8 protein-coding genes and 3 pseudogenes are annotated in these 14,463 nt (G+C 67.6%); 5 read left to right on the plus strand and 6 right to left on the minus strand.

The features are described 5' to 3' along the window. Positions 1–17: 17 nt before the first annotated feature. The 4 genes from msrP to ACFQE0_RS25325 all read right to left on the minus strand — a co-directional run bounded on the left by msrP (position 18) and on the right by ACFQE0_RS25325 (position 5,163). The gene (gene msrP, locus ACFQE0_RS25310) at positions 18–965 is read right to left on the minus strand and encodes a protein-methionine-sulfoxide reductase catalytic subunit MsrP (RefSeq protein ID WP_378974591.1); all 948 of its coding nucleotides are present in this window, start codon (positions 963–965) and stop codon (positions 18–20) included. 107 nt (positions 966–1,072) lie between these two features. Then, the gene (locus ACFQE0_RS25315) at positions 1,073–2,794 is read right to left on the minus strand and encodes an AMP-binding protein (protein WP_378974593.1); all 1,722 of its coding nucleotides are present in this window, start codon (positions 2,792–2,794) and stop codon (positions 1,073–1,075) included. Positions 2,795–2,888: 94 nt separating this feature from the next. Beyond that, positions 2,889–3,647 (minus strand): hypothetical protein, encoded by a 759-nt coding sequence (locus ACFQE0_RS25320; protein WP_378974596.1) that lies wholly within the window; start codon positions 3,645–3,647, stop codon positions 2,889–2,891. A 19-nt stretch (positions 3,648–3,666) separates the two neighbouring features. Beyond that, positions 3,667–5,163: a leucyl aminopeptidase gene (locus tag ACFQE0_RS25325; protein ID WP_378974598.1), complete on the minus strand. Its 1,497-nt coding sequence runs from the start codon at positions 5,161–5,163 to the stop codon at positions 3,667–3,669. A gap of 174 nt (positions 5,164–5,337) precedes the next feature. Between ACFQE0_RS25325 and lptF the strand changes: the two are divergent. From lptF to rsmA, 5 genes and pseudogenes are all read left to right on the plus strand, one after another. Then, positions 5,338–6,497 (plus strand): annotated as a pseudogene (gene lptF / locus ACFQE0_RS25330) (LPS export ABC transporter permease LptF). A 10-nt stretch (positions 6,498–6,507) separates the two neighbouring features. Continuing rightward, complete coding sequence (gene lptG / locus ACFQE0_RS25335; RefSeq protein WP_378974600.1) at positions 6,508–7,596, plus strand: LPS export ABC transporter permease LptG; 1,089 nt, start codon at positions 6,508–6,510, stop codon at positions 7,594–7,596. A gap of 75 nt (positions 7,597–7,671) precedes the next feature. Beyond that, positions 7,672–10,255, plus strand: a pseudogene (locus tag ACFQE0_RS25340) (LPS-assembly protein LptD). 35 nt (positions 10,256–10,290) lie between these two features. Beyond that, positions 10,291–11,390 (plus strand): annotated as a pseudogene (gene pdxA / locus ACFQE0_RS25345) (4-hydroxythreonine-4-phosphate dehydrogenase PdxA). Further along, a complete protein-coding gene (gene rsmA / locus ACFQE0_RS25350) occupies positions 11,387–12,250 on the plus strand; it encodes a 16S rRNA (adenine(1518)-N(6)/adenine(1519)-N(6))-dimethyltransferase RsmA (RefSeq protein WP_378974602.1) in 864 nt (287 codons plus the stop codon). The pseudogene pdxA and the gene rsmA overlap by 4 nt, the downstream one beginning before the upstream one ends. A 21-nt stretch (positions 12,251–12,271) precedes the next feature. Here rsmA and ACFQE0_RS25355 read toward each other — a convergent pair whose 3' ends face one another. Both ACFQE0_RS25355 and ACFQE0_RS25360 read right to left on the minus strand, forming a co-directional pair. Then, a complete protein-coding gene (locus tag ACFQE0_RS25355) occupies positions 12,272–13,258 on the minus strand; it encodes a TIM44-like domain-containing protein (protein WP_378974605.1) in 987 nt (328 codons plus the stop codon). A 107-nt stretch (positions 13,259–13,365) separates the two neighbouring features. Continuing rightward, positions 13,366–14,439: a two-component system sensor histidine kinase NtrB gene (locus ACFQE0_RS25360; RefSeq protein ID WP_378974607.1), complete on the minus strand. Its 1,074-nt coding sequence runs from the start codon at positions 14,437–14,439 to the stop codon at positions 13,366–13,368. Positions 14,440–14,463 lie beyond the last annotated feature (24 nt).

Below are 14,463 nucleotides of genomic sequence, written 5' to 3' on the forward strand. Positions count from 1 at the left end.
GCCTCCGGGGCGGGCGGTCAGACGAAGAGCCGCTCGCCCTCGAGCCCCTTGTAGAGCCCGGCCACCTGCTCGCCGTAGCCGTTGTAGATCAGCGTCGGCACGCGCTGGTCGGTACCGAGCACCCGCTCGCTCGCCTGACTCCAGCGGGGATGCGGCACGGCCGGATTCACGTTGGCCCAGAAGCCGTATTCGGACGCCTGCAGCCCCTCCCAGAAGGTCTTGGGCCGCTCGGCGGTGAAGGAGACCTTCACGATCGATTTTGCGGATTTGAAGCCGTATTTCCACGGCACGGCGATGCGGATCGGCGCGCCGAATTGGTTCGGCAGGGGCTTGCCGTAGATGCCGGTGACGACGAAGGGCAGGTCATTGCCCGCCTCGGCCATCGTCAGGCCCTCGATATACGGCCAGGGGTAGTAAAACACCCGCTGCCCCGGCGCGGTCGCCTTGTCCATGAAGGTTTCGAAGCGCACGTATTTCGCGCCCGAACTCGGCTTCGCGAGGGCCACGAGCTTCGACAGCGGAAAGCCCGTCCAGGGCACCGCCATCGACCAAGCCTCGACGCAGCGGTGGCGATAAAGGCGCTCTTCCAGCCCAATCTTCTTAATCAGGTCATCGACGCCGATTTCGAACGGCTTCTCGACCAGTCCGTCGATCTTCACGGTCCAGGGGGAGGTCTTGAGCGCGTTGGCGGCGGGCAGGACCGTCTTGGACATGCCGAATTCGTAGAAGTTGTTGTAGTCGCCGCTAAATTTTTCGGGCGTCAGCGCGCGGTCGAGCGTGTAGGCGTCGTTGCGCTGAGCGGGGTAGAGACCGCCCTCGCTTGCTGCCCGCGCGCCGCCGCCGATCAGCGATCCCGCCGCGAGACCGGCTGCGCCGCCGATGAGGCTGCGTCGGTTGAGGAAAATGGATTCAGGCGTCGCCTGGCTCTCGGGAATCTCCCAACCGCGATTACGCCTGATCAGCATGGCCGTCTCCTCGCTCGTGACCGACAAGAGATCGGGCCGAATTGCCGTACGGGCAAGCCAACCCACCTCACCATTCGGCGAGATGGGCCGCGAGGTTACGTCGCGCGTCAGACCGGCGGGGTGTCGTCGCGCAGCACCCGGCGCAGCACTTTGCCGACATTCGTCTTCGGCAGGGCATCGTGCAGTACGACCGTGCGCGGCACCTTGTAGCCGGTGAGTTGCGTACGGGCGTAGCTGCGCAGATCGTCGGTTGAGACGGTCTGATCCTTCAGCACCACATGGGCGACGACCATCTCGCCGGTCTCGGCATGGGGTGAGCCCACCACCGCGCATTCGAGCACGCCCGGATGCGAGGCCATCACGTCCTCGACCTCGTTCGGATAGACGTTGAAGCCCGAGACGAGGATCATATCCTTCAAGCGGTCGACGATCTTCACCTCGCCGCCCTCACTCATCACGGCCACGTCGCCAGTGCGGAAATAGCCGTCCGCCGTCATGGACCGCGCGGTCTCGTCCGGACGGTTCCAATAGCCGCGCATGACTTGCGGACCCTGAGCGCAAAGTTCGCCCCGCTCGCCGGGCGGAACGGGTCGCCCCTCCTCGTCCCGGATCGAGACGATCGTGGACGGCAGCGGGAAGCCGATCGTGCCGCTGAACTCATCGAGCGTGTTCGGATTGGCGCAGAGCACGGGCGAGGTCTCGGACAGGCCATAGCCCTCAATGATCGCCCGCCCCGTCAGGGCCTTCCACCGCGTGGCCACGGCACTCTGCACCGCGGTGCCGCCACCGATGACGAAATCGAGGTTGGAGAAATCCACCGTGCCGATCTTCGGATGGTTCACCAGCATGTTGAATAAGGTGTTCACCCCCGCGATGCTGGTGAAGCGCGCGCGCGAAAGGGTCTTCACGAAGCCGTCGCAGTCGCGCGGGTTCGGAATCAGCAGGCAGCTTCCGCCGATCCTCACCGAGAACAAAAAGCAGGCCGTGAGGGCGAAGATGTGATAGAGTGGCAGCGCCGTCACCATCACGCGAACGCGGTTCGTGTCCATCGCGTCGAACCACGTGACGCTCTGCTCGACATTGGCCGCGACGTTGCGATGCGTCAGCATGGCCGCCTTGGCGACGCCCGTTGTGCCGCCGGTATATTGCAGGAAGGCGAGATCGTCCGGCGCGACCGGTACGGGCTGGGGCGCGGTCTTGGTCTTCAGCGCATCGGCGAAGCGGATTGTGAGCCCCGGCGGCAGAATGTAGGGCGGTACCGCCTTGCGCAGGTGGCGGCTTGCGAGGTTGATGGCTTGGCCCTTCAGGCCGAGCCCGTCGCCCGGACCGGCGATCACCACCCGGCGGAGGTCGATCTCGTCCAGCGCTCCAGCAACCGTATGAGCGAAATTCTCTAGCACGATGAGGACTCGGGCGCCCGAATCCTGCACCTGCGCCGCCATCTCGCGGCTCGTGTAGAGCGGGTTCATGTTGACCACGACCGCCCCGGCGAGATGCACGGCGACGATCGCCACCGGATAGGACGGTACGTTGGGCAGCATGATCGCCACCCGGTCCCCCTTGGCGAGGCCGTCCGCCTGGAGGCTTGCTGCGAGCGCCCGAGCCTGCCGCCCGAGTTCGGCATAGGTCATGTCCGAGCCGAAGCAGGTTACGGCGGTCCGGTCCGCGAAGGCCGCGATGCTGTGGGTGTAGAGCTCGGTCAGGGTCTTCAGACCCGCGACATCGATATCCCCCGGGACACCGGGCGGATAGGCGGCAAGCCAAGGCCGCGTGGCCGACCCGCCCGGCGCGCCGACCGCGTCGCGGTTCATGGTCACGCTGGCATTCATTGGCGTTTCTCCCGCAGGTGCGGCTCTTCCGGCCGACAATCCCGCCCCCTCGCCCCGAACTTTGGGCGAAGCGGATGGCGTGCGCAAGGCAGGCTCAGGCGACAGCCTGGCGACGGCGTAACGCGACGAGGAGGCTGTGCGGCGCCATCGCAAGGAGCAGCAGCCCTACGGCGACCCCGGCCTCATGGCCGGTCATGGCTCGTGCCGGCCAGGGACCGAAGCCGACCTGATGCGCGAGGCCGATCATGGCCGCGCCGAACCACAGGCACAGGAAAGACAAAGCGCCCCAGCCGACCCGTCGCCAGCGTGGGCGGAGAGACCGGTTCGCCGCGATGACCGTCAGCCCGATGATGCCACCGAGCATCATCGCCGGAACGGCCGCCCCGAGCGCATAGGCGATCCAGAGCGGCTGACCCGTCAGGAATGCCATGCCGCCGGTGGCATAGCCGCCGCGCAGGATCAGCCCGCCGATGGTGGGGTAAAGTCCGGCCAAGCCGAGAACCACGACCCCCGCCAGGGCGAAGACGGTACGCCGCACCGGAGCGCCTGAACCAGGTGCGGCGCAGGCGGCGACGATCCGCACTACGCCGTAGATGAGCGCGAAGACGAAGAGCGGATAGCGGTCGATGAAGTAGCCGTAGGCGTAGGGCTCAAGAATGTCCGGCACGCCCGAGCGGCGGCTCAGGCCGCTCACCGCCACGAGGACAAGCGCGAGGAGCACGGCGACGGTCGGCGCGAAAGCCTCGACGGCACGGCCCACCCACGCTCCGTTCGGCGCCGCGCGGCGAGGCGCGGGCACCCGGACGGGTGCGTAGCGCGACCCGATGACGTCGAGGAAGGCGTCGCCCGCCACTGTGCCTGCTCCGAGGGGCTCAGCGCGCCTCGTAATGGTCGCGGATCAGCCGGTCGAGCAGGCGGACGCCCCAGCCCGCGCCCCAGCTTTTGTTGATCTCGTTCGAGGTCGAGGACATGGCCACGCCCGCGATGTCGAGATGCGCCCAGGGCGTGTCCTCGACGTAGCGCTTGATGAAGGAGGCCGCCGTCGCGGCGCCGCCATGGCGCCCGCCGGTGTTCTTCATATCCGCGAACTTCGAGTCGATCGCCTTGTCGTAGGCGGGGATCAGCGGCATCCGCCACACGGCCTCGCCGGTCGCTTCGCCCGCCGCGCGGATGTTCTCGGCGAGCGTGTCGTCGTTCGAGAACATCCCGGCGATGTCCTGGCCGAGCGCCACGATGATCGCACCCGTGAGGGTGGCGAGGTCCACCATCGCCTTGGGCTTGGTCGAGCGGACGATGTGGGTGATCACGTCGGCGAGGACCAGGCGGCCCTCGGCGTCGGTGTTGATCACTTCGATGGTCTGGCCGGACATGGAGGTCAGGATGTCGGACGGGCGGTAGGAACCGCCGTCAGGCATGTTCTCCACGAGGCCGATGGCGCCGACCACGTTGCAGCGGGCCTTGCGCGAGGCCAGCGCATGCATGGCGCCGACGACGGCGGCCGCGCCGCCCATGTCGCCCTTCATGTCTTCCATGCCCGCGCCGGGCTTGATCGACACGCCGCCCGAGTCGAACACCACGCCCTTGCCGATGAAGGCGACCGGTGCCTCGCCGGAGGCGCCGCCGTTCCAGCGCATGATGACGACGCGCGGCTCGCGCACCGAGCCCTGGGCCACGGCGAGTAGAGCGCCCATGCCCAGCGCCTGAAGCTTGGCGAGATCGAGGATCTCGACCTCGACACCGAGCTTGCTCAACGCGTTGGCGCGGTTGGCGAATTCTTCGGGGAAGAGGACGTTCGGCGGCTCGTTCACGAGGTCGCGGGCGAGGATGACGCTGTCGGCGAGACCGCGTGCGGTCTCGGCCTCGTGGGAGGCCGCAGCATGGTCGGCGGCCAGGATGGTCAGGCTCGTGCCGACCTTATCCTCGGCGTCCGGCTTCTTCTTCGTCTTGTACCGGTCGAACGTGTAGTTTCGCAGCCGCGCGCCGAGCGCGAAGGCGGCGGCCTGCTCAGGGCCCGTCACCACGCCCGGCAGATCGAGGATGATCCGCGCCGTGCGGCCGGACACCTTCGCGGCGGTGAAGCCGCCGAGGGCGGGCCAATCGAGCTTGCCGCGATCCGATTCGCTGCCGAGCCCGACGATCACGAGCCGGTCCGCCGAGACCCCCGCCGGGGCGGGAAGAACGAGCGCCGAGAGCGAGCGTCCCTTGAACTTCTCCGAACCCGCCGCCTTTGCGACGAGGTCCGCACCCGCCGCGCCGAGGGCGTCCCGCGCCGGGGAGCCGAGCGCGAGGTCGTCGCCCACGAACACCACGAGGTCGCCCTGGCCGCCTTGGCCCAGGGGCCCGAAGGCGATGTCGATCTTGTCCGTCATGCTTGAGCCGCCATCCCGACGCCTCGGCCGTGGATCGTCGGCCGCAATGCGCAATCCGCCCTGTGTAGCCTGTGAGACGAAGAACGCAACGCGGCGCGAGAGCCCTGGAATCGCCCCACTTATCTCGTCATGCCGCTGGCAGGGGAGCGAACCACGGAGTAGGCCTCTCAGACGATGAGGCAGGTCGAACGCTACATCTTCCGGATCGCGGCCGGCGGCACGCTTGCGTGCCTTCTCGGGTTGACCGGGACGATTTGGGTCACCCAGGCGCTGCGCGAGCTCGACCTCGTCACCGCCAAGGGGCAGACGTTGCTCGTCTTCCTCTTCGTCACCGCTCTGTCGTTGCCGACCCTGATCGTGGTGATTGCTCCGGTCGCCCTGTTTATCGGGTCGATCTACGCCCTCAACAAGCTCAACGGCGATTCCGAGCTCATCGTGATGTCGGCAGCGGGCATGCCGCCCCGCTCTCTGTTGCGCCCCTTCGTGACGCTGGCGCTCAGCGTCAGTTTCCTCGTAGGCGTGGTGGTGATCGTGGTGATGCCCGCGAGCTTTCAGGAACTGCGCGACGTCATCACGCGGGTGCGCGGCGACTTTATCGCCAACGTGGTGAAGGAGGGGCAATTCACCCAGCTCGACAACGGAATCACCTTCCATTTCCGTCAGCGCGGGCCGGGGGCGTGCTCGAAGGGCTGTTCATTCAGGACCGGCGTGAGGCGGGCAAGACCAAGGTCTACCTCGCCGACAAGGGCAATGCCGTCGATATCGACGGGCAGAGCTATCTCATCCTCGAACACGGCACCGTGCTGCAGCAGCAGAAGGACAGCCGCGATTCGTCGATCCTGAAGTTCGACCGCTACACGATCGACCTCGCCGCCTTCGCGCCGCCGGACTCAGACACGATCTACAAGCCGCGCGAGCGCTCCACCTCGCAGCTTCTCTTCCCCGACCGAAGCGAGACCTATTACCAACTGCAGAAGGGCCGCTTCCGGGCCGAGCTTCATGATCGCCTCTCGGCGGCGCTCTACCCTTTGGCCCTGGTCTTCATCGCCTTCGCCGCCCTCGGCGACCCACGCACCACCCGCCAGGGGCGGGGTCTCGCCATCGCCGGGGCCATCGTCGCCGTAGTGGCTTTGCGCATCGGCGGCTTCGCGGCGGTAAGCGCCGCAACGAGAAGTTCTGGCGCGGTCGCGGCAATCTATGGCGCGCCGCTGCTCGCCATCGTCCTGTCGAGCCTCATGATCTTCCAGGGCCCGCGCGTCCGCGCCTTCAACGCGGGCATCGCACGCTTCGTCCGGTCGCGGCTGCGCCCGCCCCGCCTCGCTCCGGCACAGTAGCGGGGCGGCCATGCTGATCGGACCCACCCTCGGACGCTACTTCGCCGCGCGCTTCGCACGCACCGTTCTCGGCGTGTTCATCACCGTCTTCGCCCTGGTCTACACCCTCGACTTCGTGGAGCTGCTGCGCCGGGCGGGCGAGTCCCAGGGCGCCTCGGCGGGGCTGATGGCGCAACTCTCACTCTACCGCACACCCACCGTCGCCGAGGGCGTGCTGCCCTTCGCCGTGCTGTTCGGCTCCATGGCCGCCATGCTGCAACTGTCGCGCAAGCTCGAATTGGTGGTGGCCCGGGCCGCCGGCATCTCGGCGTGGCAATTCCTGCAGCCGGGCCTCTTCGTCGCCCTCGCCCTGGGGGCGGTGGCAGTCGGCATCTACAACCCGGTTTCGGCGACACTGAAACAGCGATCCACAGAGATCGAGGCCAAGATCTTCGCCAAATCGACCAAGGCCACTTCGGGCAAGGACCTGTGGCTACGGCAGAAGGGGCTCGACGGGGAGGCGATCATCCGGGCCGAGACCGCCATCGAAGGCACCACGACGCTCGCGGGCGTGGGGGTGTTCACCTTCGATGAACGCGGGGAATTCACGTCGCAGATCGTCGCAGCCCAGGCGAGCCTGCATGACGGGTTCTGGGAGCTGACCGACGCCCGGATCCTGCGGCCGGACGAGCCGCCGGAGAGCTACGGCACCTACCTGATCGCCTCGAACCTCCAGCCCGAGCGGGTGCGCCAGCGCTTCACCAGCGCTGAATCTGTGCCCTTCTGGCAACTCCCTGCCACCATCGCACAGACGGAGCGAGCGGGGCTGGATGCGACCCGCTACCGGCTGCAGTACGATGTGTTGTGGGCGAGGCCGATTCTGTTTGTGGCGATGGTCATGGTCGCCGCAACCGTTTCGTTACGGTTCTTCCGCTTTGGTGGTGTCGGAAAACTCGTCCTCGGAGGCGTTGCGGCAGGGTTCACGCTCTACGTCGTGCGTCAGATCATGGAAGGGCTCGGCGCCTCGGGTTTGGTTGCAACACCTGTGGCTGCTTGGTTCCCAGCGGTGGTAGGAAGTCTTCTCGGTACGCTCGCGCTTCTGTACCAAGAGGACGGCTGAAGCCTGCGGCCCATGCGGGTCGGGAGACGAGTGTGAGTGTCGTGGCGGAAGTCGTCACAGGGGTTGGGACTGGCGTTGCGTAAGGTCGCCGACATCCTGAGGAGCGCCGGTCTCACGGCGGCTCTCACGGTCGCCGTGCTGCCCGTGTCGATCGGGCACGCGCAGGGCGTCCCTGCGCCCAAGGATCCCCTGACCAAGGGCAAGCCGGGCGAGAAGCTGCTCGTCGAGGCGAACGAGCCATCTACGACAACGACCGCAACACGGTGACCGCCCGTGGCAATGCGGAATTGCATTACGGCCCCCGCACGCTGCAGGCGGACCGCGTGCGCTACGATCGCGGCACCGGCCGCGTCTTCGCGGAGGGCAATGTCCGCCTGACGGAAGCCGATGGCGGCGTCGTGACCGGCGAGCGCATGGAGCCACGGACGACTTCAAGACCGGCTTCGTCGACTCGCTTCGGGTGCAGCAATCCGTGGAGCGGAAGAACGAGACGATCCGGGTCCGCTTCTCGGCGCCGCGCGGCGAGCGCGTGAACGGTGAGCAGACCTCGTTCGACTACGGCAGCTACACCGCCTGCGAGCCGTGCAAGGACGCGCCGGAGAAGCCGCCCCTGTGGCAGATCCGGGCGCAGAAAATTATCCACAACAACGAGACGCACACGATCTACTTCGAGGAATCGACCCTCGAGATCGCCGGCATCCCGGTTGTCTACCTGCCATATTTCGAGGCGCCCGATCCGTCGGAGCGGCGCAAGACCGGCCTGCTGACGCCGCGGTTCATCTCAACCACGGCGCTCGGCCGGGGCGTGTCCCTGCCGTACTTCATCAATTTTGCGCCGAACTACGACCTGACGATCACGCCGACGATCCTGAGCCGCCAGGGCGTGCTCGGACAGGCGGAGTTCCGCCACCGGCTGGATAACGGGTTCTACAGCCTGCGCCTTTCGGGCATCTCGCAGACGACCCCCTCGGCCTTCCTGCCGAGCCCGCTGGGCGCGGGCGAGCGGGACTTCCGCGGCTCGATCGAGAGCCAGGGACGCTTCTATATCAACGAGCGGTGGCGCACGGGCTGGGATGTCGTCGGAGTCACCGACAAGTGGTTCCTCGACAATTACCGCATCCGCAACCAGTCCATCACGACGGACTTCTTCCGCGAGGCGGTGTCGACGGCCTACCTGATCGGCCAGGGCGACCGCTCGTGGTTCGAGGCGCGCGGTTACTACTTCAAGGGCTTGTCGAGCTTCGACTGGCAGAAGCAGCAGCCGATCGTCGCCCCGGTGATCGACTACGATAAGCGCATCAACGCCCCGTCCGAGATCGGTGGCGAGTTGCGCCTGCAAACCAACATCACGAGCCTGGACCGCGAGACGACTCAGTACCAGGGTCTGCCGCGCACCACGGCCTACCTGTTCTCGCCGAGCATCAACGGCATCAGCTTCCCGCTGTACCAGACCTGTGCGGTCTTCGCCCGGGGATCGTGTCTGATCCAGGGCCTCGCCGGCTACAACACGCGTGCCTCGGCGCAGGTGACGTGGCGGCGCAGCTTCATCGACGATTACGGGCAGAAGATCACGCCCTTCGCGTCGCTACGCGGCGATGCGTTCTTCGTGAACCCGAACCTGTCGGGCTACCAGAACGACCTCGCCCCCTCCGTGGCGCGGATCGATGACGGCGTGTCCGGGCGCATCATGCCGACGGTCGGCGTCGATTACCGCTATCCCTTCGTCGCGAATTTCGGCGGGTTCGGCGTCCATACGATCGAGCCCATCGGCCAGCTTCTCGTGCGCCCGTCCGAGACCAAGGTCGGCCGTCTGCCGAACGAGGACGCGCAGAGCCTCGTCTTCGACGACACGTCGCTGTTCGAGTGGGACAAGTTCTCCGGTTACGACCGGGTCGAGGGCGGCGTGCGTACCAATCTCGGCGCGCAGTACTCCATCTTCACGCCGTCGGGCTGGTACGCGAACGCGATGTTCGGCGAGTCCATCCAGCTTGCGGGCGTGAACTCGTTCCGCCGGGGCGACCTCGCGAATACCGGCCTGGAATCGGGCCTCGACAAGCGGCTGTCCGATTATGTCGGGCGCTTCCAGCTGTCTCCGAACCAGAACATCACGTTCATCTCGCGGGCGCGGTTCAACCAAGCGGACTTCCATGTCTCGCGCTTTGAGACCGGCGTGACCGCCCGCTTCTCGCCCTTCGTGCCGCTGACGACCTCGGTCTTTTACTCGTATTACGAGGCTCAGCCGCTGCTCGGCTACAGCCACTATCGCGAGGGCGTGACCGCCTCGGCGACCTACAGCATCACGCCGAACTGGTTCGTCTCGGGCTCGGTGCTCCTCGACCTGACCCACTACCTCGACGTGCGTAACACCTATACCGATGCCCTGGCGGGCTACCTCGCCAACCCGGTCGGCGCGCGGCCGCTCTACGAGAATCCCGGCCGCTTCTACATGGCGGGCGCGAGCTTCGGCGGCGGTTATCAGGACGAGTGCACCACCGTCACGCTCAACTACATCAACTCGCCCATCGCCACGGCGACGGGTGTTCGCGAGCGCAACCAGACGGTGCTGCTGCGCATCGAGCTGAAGACGCTCGGCGAGGCTGACTTGCGCCAGAACGTCGGTGTGGCGACCACGGCAGACGGCATCGCCTCGGCCCGGTGATGACGCGGGCGATGCGGGGCGCGATACTGGGCCCCATGCTACCTCTCGCTCTCACCCTCGGTGATCCCGCCGGGATCGGCCCCGAACTCGCGCTCGCCGCGTGGCTCGATCGTGGCGGCCCGAACCCGCTGCCGCCTTTTTCGTCCTCGGCGATCCTGCCTTCTTCGAGCGCTTGGCCCTGCGCCTCGACCGTTTCGTGCCGGTGGCCGAGGTCGATCCCGAGACGGCGGCGGAGGTGTTCCCCCGCGCCCTCCCCGTCGTTCCCCTGCCGAGCGGCACGCCGGTGACGGCCCAGCCCGGCGTGCCGGATTCCGCCTATGCGGGTGCGGTGATCGAATCGATCAGTGCCGCCGTCGCCCTGGTGAAGGCCGGGCGCGCCGCGGCCGTCGTCACGAACCCCATCGCGAAGCATGTCCTCACCCGTACTGGTTTCGCGCATCCGGGCCATACGGAATTCCTGGCGGCTCTCGCGGTGCCACCCGGCGTCACGCCACCCCGCCCGGTCATGATGATCTGGAGCGAAACCCTGGCGGTCGTGCCGGTGACGATCCACGTTCCGCTCCGCGCCGTGCCCGATCTGCTGACCCAGGACCTGGTGGAGGAGACCGCCCGCATCGTTGAGCGGGATCTGCGCGAAAGGTTCGGTCTTCCCGAGCCGCGCCTCGTCCTAGCTGGCCTCAATCCGCATGCGGGCGAGGCCGGGACGATGGGCCATGAGGACCGGGACGTACTGACGCCCGCCGTGGCCCGGCTCCGGTCGGAAGGCATCGATATTCGGGGGCCGCTGCCGGCCGATACACTGTTCCACGCCCGTGCCCGTGCTGGCTACGATGTCGCCCTGGCTCCGACCCATGATCAGGCGCTGATCCCCATCAAGACCATCGCCTTCGATGACGGGGTAAACGTCACGTTGGGCCTGCCCTTCGTGCGGACCTCGCCCGATCACGGCACCGCCTTCGACATCGCGGGCAAGGGCATCGCCCGGCCGGACAGTTTGATGGCCGCCCTTCGTCTCGCGAAGCGGCTCGCGGGGTCCACATTCGCTCAGGAGCAGGAGCCGGTTCCTGCCAGCGTCTATGCCGGACGAGAGCGCCCGGCGGGCGCACGCCATTTCGATCCAGAGGACGAGTTGTGAGCGCATCCGACGGGCTGCCGCCCCTGCGGGAGGTGGTGGCGCGCCACGGCCTCGAACCGAAGAAGGCCCTTGGCCAGAACTTCCTCTACGATCTGAACCTGACGGGCCGCATCGCTCGCTCCGCCGGTCCGCTCGAAGGCGTGACGGTGGTGGAGGTCGGCCCCGGTCCCGGCGGCCTCACCCGCGCGCTGCTGGCGGAGGGAGCGGGGCGCGTGGTGGCGATCGAGCGTGATCCTCGCGCGCTTCCGGCGCTTGCCGAGATTGCGGCGCATTATCCGGGTCGGCTCGAGGTGATCGATGCCGATGCCATGGAATTCGACCCCAGGCCCCTGATCGGAACCGGGCCGACGCGGATCGTCGCCAACCTTCCCTACAATGTCGGCACCACGCTCCTCACCGGTTGGCTCTCGGGGGAGACGTGGCCCGCGTGGTGGGACAGCGCCGTGCTGATGTTCCAGCGAGAAGTAGCCGAGCGCATCGTCGCGACGCCGGAGGAGCGGGCGGATTACGGGCGGCTTGGTGTGCTGTGTGGCTGGCGGACCGAGGCATCGATCCTGTTCGACGTCGCCCCCTCGGCCTTCGTTCCGCCGCCGAAGGTCACGTCCAGCGTGGTGCGGCTTGTCCCGCGCGCCACGCTTCTGCCCTGCCGGGCGGGCGCGCTGGAGGCTGTGACGCGGGCGGCCTTCGGCCAGCGCCGGAAGATGTTGCGGCAGAGCCTCAAGGCCCTCACCCCCGATCCGGCCTCGCTCTTAGGCGCGGTCGGCATTCTCGAAACGGCGCGGGCGGAAGAAATCCCGGTCGAGGGTTTCGTCGCCTTGGCCAATGCCTGGGACGTGGACAGGAAAAAGGCCGGTGCCTGAAGGCACCGGCCTGATGTCATCTCAGCGCTTGGTCTGCTGGATCGCCGAGAGCACCCAGCCCCGGCCGGGCTGACGCTGGAACGTCCAGAGCTCCGTTGCCTCCGGGTCGCCGTTGGCGACGACGCGGCCGCTGCCGCGCTCCACCGTCACGTCCTTTAAGGCGTAGCGCATAGCGACCGTAGCGTAGTCGGTGCGGTCCTCGCCCCAGGCTTCCGCGAGGTCGCCCTGAAGCAGCTTCACGTCCGTGATGCGGTTCACGACGCCACGCGAGGCGTTGCCCTGAAGCTCCTCATCGAAGTAGCCGACCATTTCCGGCGTCGAGAGGTTCGAAAGGGTGACGCGGTCCTCGCGGGAATACGCGTCCTGGATGTCGCCGAGCAGACGCTCGAACGCCTGATAGTCGTTCGGGCCAATCTGCACCTGACGCATCTGCGGCTGGCGCGGCGCGGCGTACGGACCGGCGTTGCCGCCGCCCATCGGATTACCGGCCGGACCGCCCATCGGGCCACCCATACCGGGGTTCGGGCCATCCGACGCGTTGCGGGCGTAGGAGGCTGCGGCAGGCTCGCTGCGGCGGCGGAAGAACCGCATCGCCAGCATCACGACACCGATCAGCAGGCCGACCTGAAGCAGCAGGCCGAGCATGGAGGCGATGCCGCCGAGGCCACCGAAGAAGCCGCCGCCGAGCAGAGCGCCAAGCAGGCCAGCACCGAGCAGACCCGCGAAGAAGCCGCCGCCGAAGCGCGGACGAGCGGCCTGCATGCCGGGATTGGCCATGCCGGGGCTGTTCATGCCCGGCGAGGGGGAGGTCTGGCTGCGCTGCATCGTCGTCGCGCCACCCGGTGCGGTCGGCGTGGCCGAGGGAGCCGTGTAGGTGCGAGAGCCGCGCGAACCCATGGATCCACCGCCGCCGGGACGAGCCTCGACGATCGGGGCCGCGACGGTCAGCGCTGCGGCGAGCGCCAGAAGGGCCGCCCTGCGCCGGCCGCGCGAAGAAGTAACGGACATGAAACGCCTCTGAAGACGAACCGGCGACGAAAGCCGCCGACGATGATGTGGTAACGGTTGGGCGAAGATTTTAGTCCGTCGCCACTGCATCTGCGCAGTGCGCCGCGTCAGTGAAGCACGCGATCGGGTGCTGCGGGCAGGACCAGACGGACGCGGGTGCCGCCGCCGGGCTCGCTGTCGAGGGACATCGTGCCGTTCTGCCGTTTCATCAACCCATGAACGATGGCGAGGCCCGCGCCCCGGCCCGCCTCCCGGCTGGTCTGGAACGGTGCGAGCGCCCGAGCCAGCATTTCCGGCGACATGCCGTGGCCGGTATCGGCTACGACGATCCCCACTGCACCCGCGCCGGGGTTCTGGAGTGAGCGGTCGCCGGGCTCGATGCGGAAGGTGGAGAGGGTCAGCGTCCCGCCGCCCGGCATCGCCTCGCAGGAATTGGCGACGAGCTGGCGCAGGGCGAACTCGATCTGGGTGGGGTTGGTGATGGCGCGCGGCAGGCCCGGTGTCGGCATCACCGCCAGACGGATCCCCGGCGGCAGGTCACTCGACAGCTGCGCGCCGAGATCGGCCATGAGCGCGTCCAGATCGACGGGGCGGACATCCGGCGCGATGCGGCGCGAATAGGCCAGAAGCTGCCGGGTGAGGATCGCGGCGCGCTCGGTCGCGTCGGCGGAGCGCGAAATCGCCCGCTGGATGAACGGCTCGGGCCGGTCGCCGAGGCGGCGCTTCAACCCGTCGATGTAGCCGATCAGGATCTGCAGGAAGTTGTTGAACTCGTGCGCGACACTGTTGGTAAGGAGCCCCAGCGCCTCACGTTGCCGGGACAGGGCGAGGGCCGATTCCACCTCGCGCCGGGCCGTTACATCGAGGATCTGCCCGATCCGCCATTCGGCCCCGGGGAACGGTGCGAGGGTCAGGTTGGCCCAGAAGGTCGCGCCATCGGCCCGCCGGGCGAGAAATTCCTGTGGAGCGTCTTGGCTCGGATCGGCCGCGGATAGGCCGGGGCAGCACAATGCATCGAGCCCCTTGCCGAATAGCGCATCTCGGGGATGACCGGTCAGGGCGTCGAAAGCGGCGTTCGCCCAACGGATCGTGCCATCCGCACCGAGGGTAAGGCTCGGGGTCGGCAGGGCATTCAGCACCGCGCGGGCAGCCTCGTCGAGATCCGTGTCGGGCTGCGCCATTCCCGCCTTCGCCAAACCTTGCGT

Origin of the sequence: Methylobacterium komagatae, from assembly GCF_042661665.1 — a bacterium.
Classification (GTDB): domain Bacteria; phylum Pseudomonadota; class Alphaproteobacteria; order Rhizobiales; family Beijerinckiaceae; genus Methylobacterium; species Methylobacterium komagatae.

What these genes read in the sequence shown, in the direction of transcription:
- msrP (WP_378974591.1), bottom strand. Translation starts at nt 965, where the DNA reads ATGCTGATCAGGCGTAATCGCGGTTGGGAGATTCCCGAGAGCCAGGCG.
- ACFQE0_RS25315 (WP_378974593.1), bottom strand. Translation starts at nt 2,794, where the DNA reads ATGAATGCCAGCGTGACCATGAACCGCGACGCGGTCGGCGCGCCGGGC.
- ACFQE0_RS25325 (WP_378974598.1), bottom strand. Translation starts at nt 5,163, where the DNA reads ATGACGGACAAGATCGACATCGCCTTCGGGCCCCTGGGCCAAGGCGGC.
- lptG (WP_378974600.1), top strand. Translation starts at nt 6,508, where the DNA reads ATGCTGATCGGACCCACCCTCGGACGCTACTTCGCCGCGCGCTTCGCA.
- ACFQE0_RS25355 (WP_378974605.1), bottom strand. Translation starts at nt 13,258, where the DNA reads ATGTCCGTTACTTCTTCGCGCGGCCGGCGCAGGGCGGCCCTTCTGGCG.
- ACFQE0_RS25360 (WP_378974607.1), bottom strand. Translation starts at nt 14,439, where the DNA reads ATGGCGCAGCCCGACACGGATCTCGACGAGGCTGCCCGCGCGGTGCTG.